Annotated in this window: 18 protein-coding genes; 9 read left to right on the forward strand and 9 right to left on the reverse strand. The window is 45.9% G+C overall.

Annotation, left to right across the window (positions count from 1 at the left end; all coding sequences use genetic code 11):
* The first annotated feature begins 59 nt into the window (after positions 1-59).
* Positions 60-326 (forward strand): hypothetical protein, encoded by a 267-nt coding sequence (locus tag FLM48_RS00115; RefSeq protein WP_179022717.1) that lies wholly within the window; start codon positions 60-62, stop codon positions 324-326.
* A gap of 18 nt (positions 327-344) precedes the next feature.
* On the opposite strand, the gene FLM48_RS00120 is transcribed toward FLM48_RS00115, so the two are convergent.
* From FLM48_RS00120 to def, 6 genes are all read right to left on the reverse strand, one after another.
* Positions 345-500 (reverse strand): hypothetical protein, encoded by a 156-nt coding sequence (locus FLM48_RS00120; protein WP_179022718.1) that lies wholly within the window; start codon positions 498-500, stop codon positions 345-347.
* Positions 501-648: 148 nt separating this feature from the next.
* The gene (locus FLM48_RS00125; protein ID WP_179022719.1) at positions 649-2091 is read right to left on the reverse strand and encodes a TrkH family potassium uptake protein; all 1443 of its coding nucleotides are present in this window, start codon (positions 2089-2091) and stop codon (positions 649-651) included.
* Positions 2092-2132: 41 nt separating this feature from the next.
* Positions 2133-3542 (reverse strand): Trk system potassium transporter TrkA, encoded by a 1410-nt coding sequence (gene trkA / locus FLM48_RS00130; protein WP_028773383.1) that lies wholly within the window; start codon positions 3540-3542, stop codon positions 2133-2135.
* A 9-nt stretch (positions 3543-3551) separates the two neighbouring features.
* On the reverse strand, positions 3552-4832 hold the full coding sequence (gene rsmB / locus FLM48_RS00135) for a 16S rRNA (cytosine(967)-C(5))-methyltransferase RsmB (RefSeq protein WP_179026228.1): 1281 nt from the start codon (positions 4830-4832) through the stop codon (positions 3552-3554).
* On the reverse strand, positions 4832-5791 hold the full coding sequence (gene fmt, locus FLM48_RS00140) for a methionyl-tRNA formyltransferase (protein WP_179022720.1): 960 nt from the start codon (positions 5789-5791) through the stop codon (positions 4832-4834). The genes rsmB and fmt overlap by 1 nt, the downstream gene beginning before the upstream one ends.
* Before the next feature lie 5 nt (positions 5792-5796).
* Positions 5797-6309, reverse strand: a complete 513-nt coding sequence (gene def, locus FLM48_RS00145; protein ID WP_179022721.1) for a peptide deformylase — start codon at positions 6307-6309, stop codon at positions 5797-5799.
* 182 nt (positions 6310-6491) lie between these two features.
* Between def and FLM48_RS00150 the strand changes: the two genes are divergently transcribed.
* The 3 genes from FLM48_RS00150 (at position 6492) to FLM48_RS00160 (ending at position 9172) form a co-directional block, all read left to right on the forward strand.
* On the forward strand, positions 6492-7592 hold the full coding sequence (locus tag FLM48_RS00150; protein WP_179022722.1) for a LysM peptidoglycan-binding domain-containing protein: 1101 nt from the start codon (positions 6492-6494) through the stop codon (positions 7590-7592).
* Between the two features lie 84 nt (positions 7593-7676).
* On the forward strand, positions 7677-8696 hold the full coding sequence (dprA, locus tag FLM48_RS00155) for a DNA-processing protein DprA (protein WP_179022723.1): 1020 nt from the start codon (positions 7677-7679) through the stop codon (positions 8694-8696).
* Between the two features lie 2 nt (positions 8697-8698).
* Positions 8699-9172: a DUF494 family protein gene (locus tag FLM48_RS00160; protein WP_179022724.1), complete on the forward strand. Its 474-nt coding sequence runs from the start codon at positions 8699-8701 to the stop codon at positions 9170-9172.
* A gap of 52 nt (positions 9173-9224) precedes the next feature.
* Here FLM48_RS00160 and FLM48_RS00165 read toward each other — a convergent pair whose 3' ends face one another.
* Positions 9225-11006: a collagenase gene (locus FLM48_RS00165; protein ID WP_179022725.1), complete on the reverse strand. Its 1782-nt coding sequence runs from the start codon at positions 11004-11006 to the stop codon at positions 9225-9227.
* A gap of 141 nt (positions 11007-11147) precedes the next feature.
* Between FLM48_RS00165 and FLM48_RS00170 the strand changes: the two genes are divergently transcribed.
* From FLM48_RS00170 to hemF, 3 genes are all read left to right on the forward strand, one after another.
* A complete protein-coding gene (locus FLM48_RS00170) occupies positions 11148-11708 on the forward strand; it encodes a type I DNA topoisomerase (RefSeq protein WP_028773375.1) in 561 nt (186 codons plus the stop codon).
* Between the two features lie 132 nt (positions 11709-11840).
* A complete protein-coding gene (locus FLM48_RS00175) occupies positions 11841-12398 on the forward strand; it encodes an L-threonylcarbamoyladenylate synthase (RefSeq protein WP_179022726.1) in 558 nt (185 codons plus the stop codon).
* Positions 12399-12422: 24 nt separating this feature from the next.
* A complete protein-coding gene (gene hemF / locus FLM48_RS00180) occupies positions 12423-13340 on the forward strand; it encodes an oxygen-dependent coproporphyrinogen oxidase (protein ID WP_028773373.1) in 918 nt (305 codons plus the stop codon).
* A 38-nt stretch (positions 13341-13378) separates the two neighbouring features.
* On the opposite strand, the gene FLM48_RS00185 is transcribed toward hemF, so the two are convergent.
* Positions 13379-13816 carry a group II truncated hemoglobin gene (locus tag FLM48_RS00185; protein ID WP_179026229.1) on the reverse strand — a complete coding sequence of 146 codons (438 nt, stop codon included), beginning with the start codon at positions 13814-13816 and terminating at the stop codon, positions 13379-13381.
* A gap of 213 nt (positions 13817-14029) precedes the next feature.
* Between FLM48_RS00185 and aroE the strand changes: the two genes are divergently transcribed.
* Positions 14030-14848 carry a shikimate dehydrogenase gene (gene aroE, locus FLM48_RS00190; protein WP_179022727.1) on the forward strand — a complete coding sequence of 273 codons (819 nt, stop codon included), beginning with the start codon at positions 14030-14032 and terminating at the stop codon, positions 14846-14848.
* 12 nt (positions 14849-14860) lie between these two features.
* Positions 14861-15124 (forward strand): DUF1488 domain-containing protein, encoded by a 264-nt coding sequence (locus tag FLM48_RS00195; RefSeq protein WP_028773370.1) that lies wholly within the window; start codon positions 14861-14863, stop codon positions 15122-15124.
* A gap of 29 nt (positions 15125-15153) precedes the next feature.
* On the opposite strand, the gene FLM48_RS00200 is transcribed toward FLM48_RS00195, so the two are convergent.
* Entirely contained in the window at positions 15154-15711 is a 558-nt protein-coding gene (locus tag FLM48_RS00200) for a gamma carbonic anhydrase family protein (RefSeq protein WP_179022728.1), read from the reverse strand.
* Positions 15712-15851: the final 140 nt, after the last annotated feature.

Consider the following 15851-nt stretch of genomic DNA (forward strand, 5'->3'; position numbering starts at 1 on the left):
GTTATTGTTTTATTTGTTATATTAATCGATGTTGGTTCTATGGCTGATGGGAGTGCGGTATGAGCGATCAATTTGATTCTCAAAAGTTTGAGCTTTTGGCGTTGCTTTCTAAAGAGTGTGAACGGTACAGCTTAATACCAACAAGCGACTTGCAGCAGCGACGAGAGCAAAAGAGTTTCATCAATGGATTAATGACGGCGTCACGCATTTTTAATGTTAGCTATGATGAACTGAATAATATCATCAGTACGATGACGCAACCTAAGTTTGAAAGCTTGGATGAGAAGCTGGCGGTGCCTACTTATATTCGCAATCAAAGTCGGTAAATTAGAGCGCCTAAATGCTTACTTATCATAACGTAAAAACAACAGCGCAATGATGGCAATAGCGAGCACCGCTGACTGCAGCAAGTGCAAACCTGCAATGCCTTTCAAGCCTGCTAACCATACACCCAATAGCGCACTTGATGCGTACCCAAGAAATAATCCTTTACTCTTCAACTACGCCTCCATTGTGATTGAACCCATTGCGCTTGCTTGCGAGGATAGTAAAACCTTGTCTGATTATCCAGTGTATGGGGTATGGTGTTAACTAGTTTCTATTTATCTTGATTAGATTTCATTTCAGCACTTATGAACGAGTCGTGAGCTAATACTTCCAAAACCCGGGATGAAATAACACTGCAACGGTGAGGATTTCTAACCGGCCTAATAACATTCCTATGGCCAGTGCCCATTTTGCTATATCGGGCAGCGAAGAGAAGTTACCGGCAGGGCCAATGATATGCCCTAAACCTGGCCCAACATTGGTCACAGCGGTAATAGCACCTGAAAAACTGGTAGTTGGGTCGAGGCCGGTGAGCACTAAAATGATGGATAGCAGCACAATCACCAGTAAAAATAACAGAATAAAAGTGACCAATGAGCGCACGATATCTTCATTGATCACTCTACCGTTGTAGCGTTCGCGAAAAACGCCATTGGGATGAAACTGTTGTTTAAGTTGCTCTTTCATTATCGACAAGGCGATTTGGAAACGGAATATCTTGATGCCGCCAGAGGTTGAGCCTGAACAACTGCCGACAAACATAAGAAATAAAAACGCGACATTAGCGAGTGCTCCCCAGGCTGTGTAATCAGTCAAGCCATAGCCCGTGGTGGTGACCACTGAAACCACATTAAAGCTGGCTAGACGTAAGGCGTCGAGTAGCGTCATTTGATGACCTTGCCATAGCCATAGGGCTAAGCCGCATGAAACTAAGCTAATAAACAGCACAAAACCTTTCACTTGTTGGTCTTGCCACACTCGCATTGAACGTTGGCTTATGCTCTGTACAAAGAGCAATAAAGGTAGGCCGCCAGCCGCCATAAACAACACGCCTACCCAATGGGCTTGTGGAGTAAAAGCCGCCATGGAGCTATCTGAGGTTGAATAGCCGCCGGTCGATAAGGTTGTCATGGCATGGTTAATGGCTTGAAACCAGTTCATGCCGGCTAAATGGTAAGCGACACCGCATAAAACGGTCAGCAAAATGTAAATATAGAATAACTGTTTAGCTAAATTTTGGGTGCGAGGAATGGCCTTGTCACCCCATTCTGACGATTCGGTTCTAAATAGGCGCATGCCACCCACATTTAAAAATGGTAGCACCGCAACCGCCATCACAATAAAGCCAATGCCGCCCATCCACTGTAATAGTGAGCGCCAGACCAAAATGCTGTGATCCATGGTATCTAGCCCTGACAGCACAGTAGACCCTGTCGTAGTGATACCGGACATGGTTTCAAAAAACGCATCGGTGTAGTTAATGCCGTGATAGAGGGTAAACGGCATGGCGGCAAATAAACTGACAATAAACCAGGTGAGGCTGGTCAGCAGAAACATGTCACGAATATTGAGTTTGAGGTTTCGGTTGTGGCCCTGATGCATACAGGCACTGGCACAGGTGCCGCAGACCAGTGATGAAATCATGAATGCGCCAGCGGTTTCTTCGTTGTAAAACAACGCGAATGCCAGTGGCACAAACATAAATATGGTCAGGGTTGAGAGGAACACCCCTAAGATAAACAGCAGTGGCCGTATATTTAGCATCAACTCTCAATCCCTTGTTGCGGTCACTGACCGCATCGCTACTAAAAGAAGAAGGCGCTGGGTTGGAACAGTTTCTCTACTTCGCCAACAAACTTCTTGTTCACCAAAAATAGCACCACGTGGTCACCTTGTTCGATGACCGTTTTATCGTGGGCCATCAGCACTTCTTCATCACGTACAATTGCACCAATGGTCGTACCCGGTGGTAACTTGATTTCGCTAATTTGTTTGCCAACCACTTTTGATGTGCCAGCATCGCCGTGTGCAATTGCCTCAATGGCTTCTGCAGCGCCACGTCTTAATGAATATACGTTACAAATATCGCCTTGGCGAATATGGGTCAATAACGCTGAAATGGTGGCTTGTTGCGGAGAGATAGCAATATCAATATTGGCCTCTTGGACAATATCAACATAGGCTTCACGCTGAATAAGCACCATCACTTTTTTTGCGCCCATACGTTTAGCCAGCAGCGCCGCCATAATGTTGGCTTCGTCGTCATTGGTGACCGCGATAAACACATCGGTTTGATCTATGTGTTCTTCGAGTAATAATTCTTGGTCTGAGGCATCGCCACAAAACACTGTGGTATTTTCCAGCTTTTCACTCAGCGCTTCGGCGCGTTCTTGTCTATGTTCAATCAGTTTTACAGAGTGATTACGCTGTAACTGTTTGGCTAGGCCTAAACCGATATTACCACCGCCGGCAATCATAATATTGCGGTAGGAGTTATCAAGCTTTTGCATCTCACTCATGACAGCCCGGACGTGGCGACTGTCGGCGACGAAGAACACTTCATCGTCGGCTTCAATGATCGTGGTGCCACGCGGCATGATCGGACGACCTTGGCGGAAAATTGCGGCTACCCGGGTATCAATATTGGGCATATGTTCACGCAGTGCTGCCAAAGCATTGCCGACTAGTGGTCCACCATAATAAGCGCGTACAGCCACTAAACTGAGGCGACCCTCGGCAAACTCAAGTACTTGTAGTGCACCGGGATACTCAACTAAGCGGCGAATATAAGAGGTGACAAGTTGCTCTGGGGCGATCAGTTCATCAATGATAAAGCCGCCGCGGGGGCGACTTTCACTGTGTTTAATTTCACTGTTGATGAAAAGCTTATCTTTAAGGGCAAGGTATTGCTCTGAACGAATTCGGGCAATTTTGGTGGGAGTACCAAATAACGAATAGGCAATTTGGCATGAGGCCATATTACATTCATCGCTATTGGTGACCGCAATTAACATGTCGGCATCTTCGGCCCCAGCATCTTTTAGTACGCTAGGGTGGGCACCATGGCCACAAATAACTCGCAAGTCATACTTATCTTGCAGTGACCGCAGGCGGTCGCGATCATTATCGACAATGGTGATGTCGTTGTTTTCACCGACCAAGTTTTCAGCTAATGTGCCGCCAACTTGGCCTGCCCCCAAAATGATAATTTTCATGCTTGCGCGTTATCCTTTTTTTAGGCGTGCGTAATAGAATCCATCCATATTGTCCTGCCCAGGGACAATTTGCCAGCCAATGGCGTCGCTATCGGATTGTTGTTCAATCGCGATAAGCTCTGCGTCGGCGGTTCTAGCTAAAAAGGCGCTCACTTGCTCGGCATTCTCTTGCGGTAAAATAGAGCAAGTTGCATAAAGCAGTGTGCCACCTGGCTTAAGCCACTGCCAGCAATGATCAAGAATTTGTGATTGCAATTGTGCCAACGCATCAATGTCATTTTGTTTTCTTAACCATTTGATATCTGGGTGGCGTCTGATCACGCCCGTAGCAGAGCAGGGAGCATCGAGCAAAATGCGGTCAAATTTTTCACCTTGCCACCAAGTGTCAATCGCTGCGGCATCGCCATGGATAACCTGAGCTTGTAAAGATAAGCGCTGCAGGTTCTGTTCGACCCGTTGTAAACGTTTGGCATCAAAATCAACCGCAACTAAATTAACGTCATTGGCAGACTCTAGAATATGACAACTCTTGCCGCCGGGAGCCGCACAAGCATCTAAAATTAGTTCATTATCTTGCGGTGCAAGTAATTCAGCAGCCCATTGGGCAGCGCCATCTTGTACAGATACAGCGCCTTGTTCAAAATCGGGTAACAAGGCCACATCTTTAGCTTGTTCAAGTAAAATCGCATTGTGACTTGCGCCAGCTGTTGCTGCAATGTCAGCATCAGTTAAACGGGCTAAATAGTTTTCACGACTTTGCGAGCGCGCATTATTACGTAACCACATTGGTGGACGCTGATGGCTTTGTTCTATCACTTGTTGCCAGTTATCTGGATAAGCGGCTTTAAGCTTCTTAATAATCCAGGCTGGTGTGTTGTAGGCTAGTGTGTCGTTATCTGTTGGCAGTGGTTTCTCTTGGCGTTGAATGTTACGCAAGACGCCATTAACGACTTTAACTAGCCCTTCAAACTTAAGCTTGCGGCAGGCTTCCGCAGTTTCTGAAATAGCCGCGTGGCTAGGAATACGAGTGAAGTAAAGCTGATAACAACCCACAAGTAATAGCTGATGAATAATACGCTGCTTGCCTTTTAGTGGTTTGCTCATGCAGTCACTAACAAGTTTGTCCAGCTGCGGTAATTGACGCATCACGCCGTAACAAAGCTCAGCTAATAGGGCCTTATCTTTGCCACTATCGAGTTTTTGTTGCTGCTCAGGCAGGGCAACTGAAAGTGAACTGCCTTTTTCTAATACTTGAAAAACGACTAGGGCCGCCAGTGCGCGAATGTTCATCATGCATTTTCCTCAACATCAAAACGAGTGCCGGGGATAAACCAATCGGCACGTGAGTTGAGGATATCCGCCACCGGCATGGCCTTTTTGCCTGGAAGCTGCATGATCTCAATACACAAGGTACCTTCTGTGGTTGCCACGCAAAGACCGTGCTTATCTGCGCTAACAATGGTGCCTGGGCTCGCGTCGCTAACGGTATTGCTCACGCTTGCTTGCCACACTTTTATAGTGGCACCTTGATGACTGAAGTGGCTCGCCGGCCAAGGGTTAAATGCGCGGATTTCTCTCCACAAGTTAACCGCGGGTTTGTGCCAATCAATCAAGGCTTCTTCTTTGCTGAGTTTCTCTGCATAGTTAGCTTGCGCTTCATCTTGAGCTTCAGCGGTTAAGGTTCCTGCGGCTAAACAAGTTAGGGCTTCAATGAGTGCGTCAGGGCCTTGCGCTGCCAGTTTTTCATATAAGGATGCTGAGGTATCTGTATCTTCTATAGGGAGTGAAGTTTTCAGCAGCATGGCGCCGGTATCGAGTCCAATATCCATTTGCATAATGGTTACGCCAGTATGTGTATCGCCTGCCCATAACGCTCTTTGAATCGGTGCTGCACCGCGCCAACGAGGCAGTATTGAGCCATGGACATTGATGCACCCAAGTTTCGGCGTGTCTAACACCACTTGTGGCAATATTAAACCATAAGCAACCACCACCATAATGTCGGCATTTAACCCAGCAAGCTCGGCCTGCGCATCAGCATCACGCAGGCTTTTAGGTTGATACACTGCAATGTCGTGTTGTAGTGCTAACTGTTTTACCGGACTTGCTTGCAGCTTCTTACCGCGCCCAGCAGGGCGGTCCGGTTGAGAGTAGACGCCAATGACATTGTGTTCGGAATTGATCAGTGCCTGTAAATGACGCGCAGCAAAATCCGGTGTGCCAGCAAAAATGATATTTAGTGGTTTCAAATCGATTACCCTTGTTTAGCTTCCAATCGTGCGGCTTTTTCTAGCTTTTGCTTAATGCGTTGGCGCTTAAGTGGCGATAAGTAATCGACAAATAACTTACCATTAAGGTGGTCGAGCTCGTGTTGTAGGCAAATTGCAAATAGGCCATCGGCTTCTAACGTAAATTCATTACCGTCACGATCAAGTGCTTTAATGGTAACGAACTCGGCGCGATCGACCTTAGCATAGATGCCAGGTACCGATAAGCAGCCTTCTTCATTAGTAAACTCACCACTTTTTTCGGTGATCTCTAAATTGATGAATACTTTAGGACGTTCAATCTCATCTTGCAGATCCATAACAATCAGCTGATGGTGGTAATCGACTTGCGAAGCTGCTAGCCCAATACCCTTTTCTTCATACATAGTTTCGAACATATTGTCGATTTGAGTCTGTAATGCAGCGTTAAACTCGGTGATCGGCTCAGCGACTGTTCGTAATCGCTCATCTGGAAATCTTAGTACTTTTAGTAAACTCATATATAAACTCTTAACAAGTCTGTCAAATCTGTGCCAGTTGGTTATACTGACTTAAGCTATAAGGTTAATTTTAATCCTTCATGGCTATCAATAACAGCAAAAGCTCCATATAAGCCTAAACTAGTTATATCAACAATGTGCTTTCTGTTAGGAAAGTGGTTTAGGAAGAAGCAAAAAACAGCATGGATACCCCGATGAAACGACTACTTTTACTCGGTTTACTGATACTTAATAGTACTTTATTGTTCGCTGACACTCTTACACTCAAATCTGGCCACCCCGATCACTACGTAGTGAAAAAAGGGGATACATTGTGGGATATTTCCGGGCATTTTCTTAATGACCCATGGCGTTGGCCAAGTTTGTGGGGCGTAAACCCTCAAATCGCTAACCCTCATCTCATTTACCCAGGTGATGTTCTCACCTTAGTATTTATTGATGGTGAACCTCGGCTGGTGGTGAAACCGCATATTCGCAAAAGCCCGCAAGGCCGAGTGATGCCAAAAGATGGCGCCATTCCTGCGGTCGATTTATCACTCATTAGTCCTTACTTAGTACAAAACCGTGTTGTAGATGGCCAATGGTTAGCCGAGCAACCTATGGTGCTGGGTGGTGAGAGTCCATCTAAACATCATGTAGTGGGTGATATCGTTTATGTTCAAAGTGAAATGTTACTTGGACAAAAGGTAGGTATTTATCATGCTGGCCGTGAGTTTAGCCGTGAGTCAGATGGCATAGTTTTAGGGCAAGAGGCCATTTTAACCGCCAGTGGCCGCGTGATTGAGTCTGGTCCAGTTTCGAAAGTGAAGCTTTTAAGTAATCTCAGAGAAACCAAGGCGGGTTATCGGGTATTGCCCATTGAGGATGAAGCCTTGATGTCGGCTTACTTTATGCCCACACCGGCGCAGTTAGCCGAGCCCGCTACCGTACTGGCATCTGAGAAAGATGTTCGTGAAATGGGTAAGCTTGATGTGGTGTATGTAGATCGTGGCACCCAAGATGGCGTCGAGCCTGGGCACGTGTTTTCCATTTACCGCGACGGTGTTGGTGTTGTAATTAATGGCGATGGTGAGCCAGTGCAACCGCACGATCGCAGCACCTACGAAGATATGTTGTCATACGTCTCTTCGGATAACGCAATCAAAATGCCAGATATTTATCGTGGTGAGCTGATGGTATTTAAGGTATTCGATAATGTCAGTTTAGGCTTGATTGTGGTTAATGAAAAACCTGTGAGAGTGCAAGATAAGCTAATTCAGCCAACACATTTACAAGGAGAGTAAATAACAGACCCACTGGTCGATTGGCTAGTTGTTTCATCAGTTTCTGGGCTAGGACCTGCTCGGATTAAACAGCTGTTACATAACATGGACGTTGAAGAGCTAAGGCACCGACTACTGCATGAACACCATGCCTTACCGGTGCCAGAATCTCTGTTAAAGCGTGGCTTACGCTTGGATGAAAAACGTCAGCAATTGGCATTAGCTTGGCAAGAAAGCCATCCGCAACATCATATCCTCTACCCAACTCACCCCTGTTATCCTCCACTACTTAATCAAATTAGCGACCCACCAACGGTGTTGTTTGTTATTGGCGAACCCGCTCGTCTTTTGCAGCCTTCAATCGCCATTGTCGGCAGTCGGGCTGTGAGTCGTAGCGGCTGTGAAACGAGCTACCAATTGTCGAAGGCTTTGGCTACTGAGGGGTATCTGGTCACCAGTGGTATGGCGGCTGGGATTGATGGCGCTGCACATCAGGCTGCATTGGATATTGAGGGCGCTACAGCTGCAATATTGGGAACTGGCGTCGATATTGTCTACCCTAAACGTCACAACAGTTTGTATAAAAGTTTACTTGCGAATGGGTGTGTGGTGAGCGAGTTTTGGCCCGGTACTAAGCCTTATGCGGGCAACTTTCCTAAACGAAACCGTATTATTAGTGGCATGAGCTTAGGCACAGTTGTTATTGAAGCTAATCGTAAAAGCGGTTCGCTGATCACGGCGAGGTTAGCGATGGAACAAGGCCGAGAGGTATTTGCTGTTCCGGGCAACATTCTTGATGGTTATCACCAAGGTTGCCACGACTTAATCAAACAGGGCGCTAAATTAGTCGATGGTGTTGCCGATATAATTGAAGAGATCACTACTTTATCGCAATCTCACCTTGAAGAGTTGCATCGGCGTCACCATATAGGGGAGGAAATAGCTTGTGATTTGCCATTTGCCCCGCTGTTAGCTAGTGTAGGATATGAGACTACACCATTAGATGTTGTAGTTGAGCATAGTGGAAAAACGATAGAGCTAGTACTAGAGCAAATGCTTGAACTTGAACTACAAGGTTGGGTTTCAGCGGTACCCGGTGGTTATATAAGACTTAAGAGGAGCTAGCCATGTTTGATATCCTCATGTATCTATTTGAAAACTATGTTCATAGTGAGGTTGAACTTCTGGTTGATGAAGATGAGCTAACCCAAGAGTTAACGCGGGCGGGGTTCCATCAATCTGAAATAATTAAAGCTTTAGCGTGGTTGGAGCATCTAGCTTCGCTGCAAGAGGGCGATCAACCTTATCTATGCAATCATGATCAACATTCATTTCGTATCTACACTCAAGCGGAAATGGATAAACTCGATGTCGAGTCACGCGGTTTTTTGCTGTTTTTAGAGCAAATCAAAGTGCTGAGTGTCGAAACCCGTGAAATGGTGATTGATAGAGTGATGGAGCTCGATGAGCCGGCTTTAGTGTTAGAAGATCTAAAGTGGGTGATACTTATGGTGCTGTTTAATGCACCGGGCAACGAGTCTGCCTACGAGCAAATGGAAGACCTTATTTTTGAGCAACCAGACGGTCGATTACATTCATAAGCAATGCTAAAAAAAGGAGGCTAAGCCTCCTTTTTAGATCTTAAGTGGCTGCTTAATAGTGCTGATGTTGCGAGTTGATGCTTAGGTGAGCAGGCATCAAGTAATCCCGATAAGCGTAGCGATTAATCTTATTGATCTTGGGTTTATCTTGTTCAGCGTCTTCGAAATTATCCACCTGTACCTGTAACCAGGCGGCAAATTGTGCTTGATGAGCAGATAAGTCTTCAAGTAACAATTCATAGCCCTCAAAATAGTCCGTTTTTAAATATTTGCTTAGCTGGACTAGATCGTTTCTATGGTGTTCTGCTAAAAAGCGAATCGCCATGTAGCTCCACCTATAAGTGCGATCGACTCCATCTTTATATTCGGTTGCAAAAATAGTGGCAAGATCAGGCGCCTCAGCAAGTTTCTTTTTTATCACCCTTAAAGCTGATGGGTTGTCATTGCCGTTAGCTATGTACTCTGCTAGACCTTCTGCCCACCAGACTAATTTAGATGGGAAGTGGCCAAAACCACCATATTTAACAAAGTGGCCATCAAGATAGTGCACGTACTCATGGTTTAAGTTCCAGATAGCAAACTCCGGCTCAATCCAAAATTGACGGAAAGCAAAGAAGGTGGCTTGATTGCCTGGCTTAGATGGGGTGCCTTCAATGTACATGCCGCCATTATCGGTGCGGATATCAAACAATAGCTGACCGTAGGCGTTGTACTGACTCCAATTTTTAAAAGCCACCACGCGCAACGCTTCGTTGTAATCATTCGCTGTGGGCTGCATATTGGTTTCTAGTAGTTCGTGGAAGTCTGATTCTTGTGACGTGAGTTTTTCGCAGCTAATGGCCAGTTCTTGCTCATTAAGATCTTGAGCTAAGATGAACAAGCTGTCTGAGCAATGATGCTCAATGGGAAGAACGGTTTCTAGCTCAGGTATGGCACAGACATCAGTTTGTTGCTCGCACGCTTCTTGACCTGCAAAAGCGTTAACATGATAACCCAAGGTGTAGGTAGTTTTGGCCTGCTCTCCGCGAATAGCTATGTCGGCCAAGGCTATCTCTTTGGTTGCATCGTCAATTGCTTGTTCGGCTGCTGTTGGTTGGTCGGTGTCGCTAGCGGGCAGGGCCAAGCGGTATAAACCGAGTGCCCAATAACTGTTGGCCTTAGCCCAGTCATCTTGCTGTCTAATACTGGAATCGTTACGTGTATAACTCAGAAGCGGTTGTATCACTTCATCTTGGGTGACTAAGGCATTTAAACTACCGTCGGTATCTTTGCGGGCCTTATTGAATAGCAAACCATAGGCACGAATTGTTTCCCACAAGGCGTAATCGTTGGCTGTTGTGCTGCTACTGTTACCCAGTGTTTGTAGCTGTTGTCCTAGTTGAGGCAATAATGGCGCTAATTGCTCACTCCAATCATTATTGTCGTAATAACGATAAATTGTAACCGCAAAGTGTTCCTGTAATCGTGCGTTTAGGGTTTTGTTTTCACTTAATGCAAGAAGTGCGGCAGTGAGTTGTTGCGCCTCTTTGGTCGTCAATGCTTTGGTGTCGCCAAAGTAGCTATAAGCACGCAGATAATATAGCGCGGTATCTAAGGTTTCGTTGCTGCTGTCTGGATCGGCTATAGCTAATAGCATTTGGTCGAAAGTAGCGCGGTTAATCAGTGCCTGTTCGCTGCTAAACAGCGCCTGTGGTGTCAGCTGAGCAACAGCGCTTATCGTGCTGTTATCTGCTTTTACTGCGGGGTGAGTAACTGGTGTGGTTGAACTGCACCCAGATGTAGACATAATCAATGGGCTACAGATAGCTAATGCAATGAGTGAGCGACGAAACATAGGGACTCCTTTTTATTTTTGCATACAATATATCTTCATCTAAAGGAGAAACCTAGTGCTATTTAATTCCCACACTGGGCTTTGCTTGATAAAATATCCACCAATGTCGCTATACTAGTGGCTTAGCCGTCAGGATACTCCATGTCTAAAATTGATCATGAATTGTTTAGCTCACATGAACATGCGCTCGAAAAAGAGTACGAGCTGTGTCCTAAGTGCGGTTGCGAACTGTCGGTAAAAAACAGCAAGCATGGGGGGTTTATTGGCTGCAACAATTACCCTACCTGTGATTACACTCGCCCCTTAGTGCAACATGAGTCGATTGAAACTCAAGTGATTGAAGGTTCACAATGTCCTGATTGTGGTAACGAACTCGCAGTTAAGTCGGGGCGATTTGGCATCTTTATTGGTTGCACCAATTATCCTCAATGTAAGCATATCGAGAAACATGACAATAATGATGCTGATGAAATCAGCTGTCCGGTATGTCAAAAAGGTCATATTGAGCATAGAACCAATCGATATGGTAAAGGCTTTTACGCGTGCAGCGGCTACCCTAAATGTAAGTTTTTAATTAATTATCCGCCTGTTGCAGAAACTTGCCCAGAATGTGGTTTTGGCTTGCTCGTGGAGCGTAAAGGCGCAGCCGGCAGCCGTGTTGAATGCCCTAAGAAACAGTGCAAATATAAGCGCGCTCTATAGCATAGCCAATATCAGAAGGTTATTGACGATATCGACTGTTAGCGTTGTGAGTATTAGCTATGTCTGTATAATTTCCCCCAAAAGCGAGACTACGCGGTTACCGCGTTATTGGTAATTTAAGGGTTCCTATCAATGCTATTGCAACAACCTAGTGAAGTCGTCGACACACTCAATCGTGGCGGCGTCATTGCTTATCCCACAGAAGCGGTATACGGATTAGGGTGTGATCCTGATAACCAAGCTGCGCTACAAAAGTTACTCGAGATCAAGCAGCGACCCTGGCAAAAAGGTTTAATACTCGTTGCCAGTGAGTTTGAGCAGTTACACCCCTATATCGATTTAGACAAGGTGCCTGCGGCTGGCTTAGCTATGGCTCAACAACGTTGGCCGGGACCATTCACTTTTATTATGCCAGTGACGCAACAAGTGCCTTCGCTGTTATGCGGAGAGTTTAATTCGATTGCCGTGAGAGTCTCTGCCCATGATGGTGTTGCTCAGCTGTGTCGTGCTTTTGGTAAGCCGCTGGTTTCTACTAGTGCCAATTTAACAGGCCAGCCACCGGCAATGTCACAGCAGCAAGTGATCGAACAATTAGGCGAGCACATTGATGCCGTTGTGGTAGGCGAGCTGGGTCAAGAAACCAAGCCATCAACCATAATTGATGTGTTAACAGGTAAGGTATTACGTTAAGTAAACTAGTCACAAGGAAAAACTATGAGCGTGCCGGATATTCAACAGGTAAAGGCTTTTTTATTGCAACTGCAGCAAGATATTTGTGCAGGTCTCGAGCAGCTTGATGGTGAAGCAACGTTCATTGCTGACTCGTGGCAGCGAGAAGAGGGCGGCGGTGGCACCAGTCGTGTACTGACTCAAGGTAAAGTGTTTGAACAAGCAGGGGTCAATTTTTCCCATGTTCAAGGTGCGGCGATGCCGGCCTCAGCTACGGCGCATCGGCCAGAACTTGCTGGACGCAGCTTTGAAGCAATGGGGGTGTCACTTGTCATTCATCCTAACAACCCATATATCCCGACAACTCATGCGAATGTGCGATTCTTTATCGCCCAAAAAGAGGGGGCCGACCCGGTATGGTGGTTTGGTGGCGGTTTTGACTTAACCCCTTATTACCCTTTCAAAGAAGATGTTGTTGAATGGCATCAGCAAGCGCGGGCTATCTGTGAGCCATTTGGTGCAGAGGTTTATCCTAAATACAAAAAGTGGTGTGACGACTATTTTTATTTGCCTCACCGTAAAGAAACTCGTGGTGTCGGTGGCCTGTTCTTTGATGATTTAAATGAAAAAGGTTTCGATGACAGCTTTGCTTTCATGCAGGCCGTAGGGCGCGGTTTTCTGCCTAGTTATCGTGGCATTGTCGAACGTCGTAAAGATACGCCTTTTGGTGACAGAGAACGGGATTTTCAGCTTTATCGTCGTGGTCGCTACGTTGAATTTAACTTGGTTTATGACCGCGGCACGCTATTTGGCTTACAAACGGGTGGGCGCACAGAATCAATTTTGATGTCTATGCCACCATTAGTACGCTGGCAATATGCCTATACGCCGGAGCCTGATAGCCCAGAAGCGCTACTATATCGAGACTACCTTAAGCCTCAAGATTGGTTGGCCAACCCATAGTTGTTTGTAAATGCTAACCAATAAGCTTAGATATTGGCTTATTGGTTACGCATATGGTCGGCTAGTTGGGCGATGGCTTGATATATAGCTTGCTGGTGCTGGGCATCACTAATCTCTATTTCGATTGCCGCTTTCATGCAAAGCAGCCATTGGTCACGCATTTGCTCATCAATGGCAAAAGGCATGTGCCGAGCTTTAAGGGCTGGGTGGCCATGTTTACGCTCAAATAAGGGTGGCCCACCAAGCCATCCGCTAAGAAACTCAAATAGCTTTTGCTCTGATTGCGCTATGGGACTACGGTGCATTGCCAGTAACTCTTGTGTATCTGGCCGTGTTTGCATTTGAACGTAAAACTGCTTGGCAAGTGCGGCGATGACTTGCTCGCCGCCAATACGATCATAGGCATTAGATTGTTGCGGATCTCTTTGAGTTGCCTGAGTCGCATTGGCCGTTGGTACGGCTTTGGTTAACCCCATGGCGTTAAGAAGTTTGGTAAACATGTTCATTTGTAGTGACTGGCGTTAGAAACGTATTGGATAGTCGGCACACTATAAGAACTGCCAAAGTTAGGCAAATCTAGAAACAGCATGATGAGCAGTTTTCCTGTGTTTTATTTGGTTGAGTGGCTTTGTTTCTGCAACAAAGCGCAGTAGACTCGCTGTCACACCTAAGCGAATCTTGTATCGATAATGACTGATAAATATGCCGTATTTGGCAATCCCATTTCCCATAGTAAATCACCGCATATCCATCACAGCTTTGCCGAGCAAACTCAGCAAGCGATTAGTTATACCATGATTGCGGCACCGACTGATGATTTTGCAGGTTCATTATCGCAATTCTGGCAATCTGGTGGGTGTGGTGCCAATGTCACTATGCCATTTAAAGAGCAAGCCTTTGCGCTGTGCGATCAGCTAACCGAAGAGGCGCAATTAGCCGGTGCCGTTAACACCTTAACTAAACTACCCAATGGCGAAATCCATGGTGACACAACAGATGGTTTTGGTTTAGTGACAGACCTACAACGTCAATTTGGTCACTTAAAAGGTAAGCGGGTGCTATTACTCGGCGCTGGTGGTGCCGCACGGGGATCTATTTTGGCGTTACTTAACTCTGGTATCGCTTCACTGTGTATTCATAACCGTACCATGAGTAAAGCAGAAGATTTGGCACAGATATTTACGCGCTATGGTGAGGTATCAGCAAATAGCTTAATAGAGCCGCAAACTGCTTTTGATATCATCATTAATTCAACTTCTGCCAGTTTGAATGGGCAGTCCTTAACATTACCGCCATGGATTATTGCGCAGCATACTGTTTGTTATGACATGGCATATGCTAAAGAAACCACGGCCTTTAATTTGTGGGCACAGCAGCATAATGCCGCCCAGACGAGCGATGGCCTGGGTATGCTCGTAGGGCAGGCTGCTAAAAGTTTCCAACATTGGCGTAAAGTTATGCCGCAAGTCGAGCCTGTTTTGGCATCCTTACGCCAACAGTTAAGTTGAACAGGAGCTGTAATGAACCAGAGTATCTTGTTTAATGATGATGCCCAGTGGCTTGAAGCAGAACAAACCATCATGTTTACGGCGCAGCAGATGGGAATGGCAATAGAGTGTCAAGTTAGCCTGAATAAAATTGCCGCTTGGCTAAATTTACCTATCACAGATATCGGCGATAAACTTGCTGCATTTGAACAATGCCGATTTGATATTGAAGATATTGCTGAACGCCTCATTACTCAGGAGGCGTTCAACCCACAGGGGCAGATCATCATTAGATAAGCAAAGCATACCTAAGCCTTATAAGGGCCTTAGGTTGGCAGCTCAGCGAGCTCTTCTTCTATATACTCATTTTTCAGGCGTACATAGTTATCAGCAGATGCGGGCAAAAAGGCCAGCTCTGCCGCCGTTAAAGGGCGCGCCTTTTTTGCCGGGCTACCGACATAAAGAAAACCCTTCTCAAGGGTTTTGCCTGGTGGAACTAAAGAGCCTGCACCTAAAATCACATCATCTTCAATAATGGCGCCATCTAAGATAATGGCGCCCATGCCGATAAGAATACGATTACCTACTTGGCAGCCATGCAACATGGCTTTGTGGCCAATAGTGACATCGTCACCAATTATCAGAGGGTGACCACTGGGGTTACTTGCTGACGTACGCGTAACGTGCAACACAGTGCCATCTTGGATATTGGTGCGTTGGCCAATGCTAATATGATTAACATCACCGCGAGCCGCGACTAACGGCCAAACACTTGAATCATCACCTAGAGTGATGTCGCCAACAAGTACACAAGCTGGGTCTATATAGACATTGTTGTGTAAGGTTGGGCTGATTCCTTTATACGTTCTTAATGATTGCGACATGAAAAAGTCCTATAAATGGCGATATTTTGCATTATAAAGCCTAAAAAATAGCAAGTCAGGGTGATTTCTAGCCAAACAGCGAGAAATTACCACTTTTCTTTCAAAAAGCACTTGCGTAAAAAGTTCAGCTCCCTATAATG

The sequence above is a fragment of the Shewanella sp. Scap07 genome (genome assembly GCF_013394145.1).
GTDB lineage: Bacteria > Pseudomonadota > Gammaproteobacteria > Enterobacterales > Shewanellaceae > Shewanella > Shewanella waksmanii.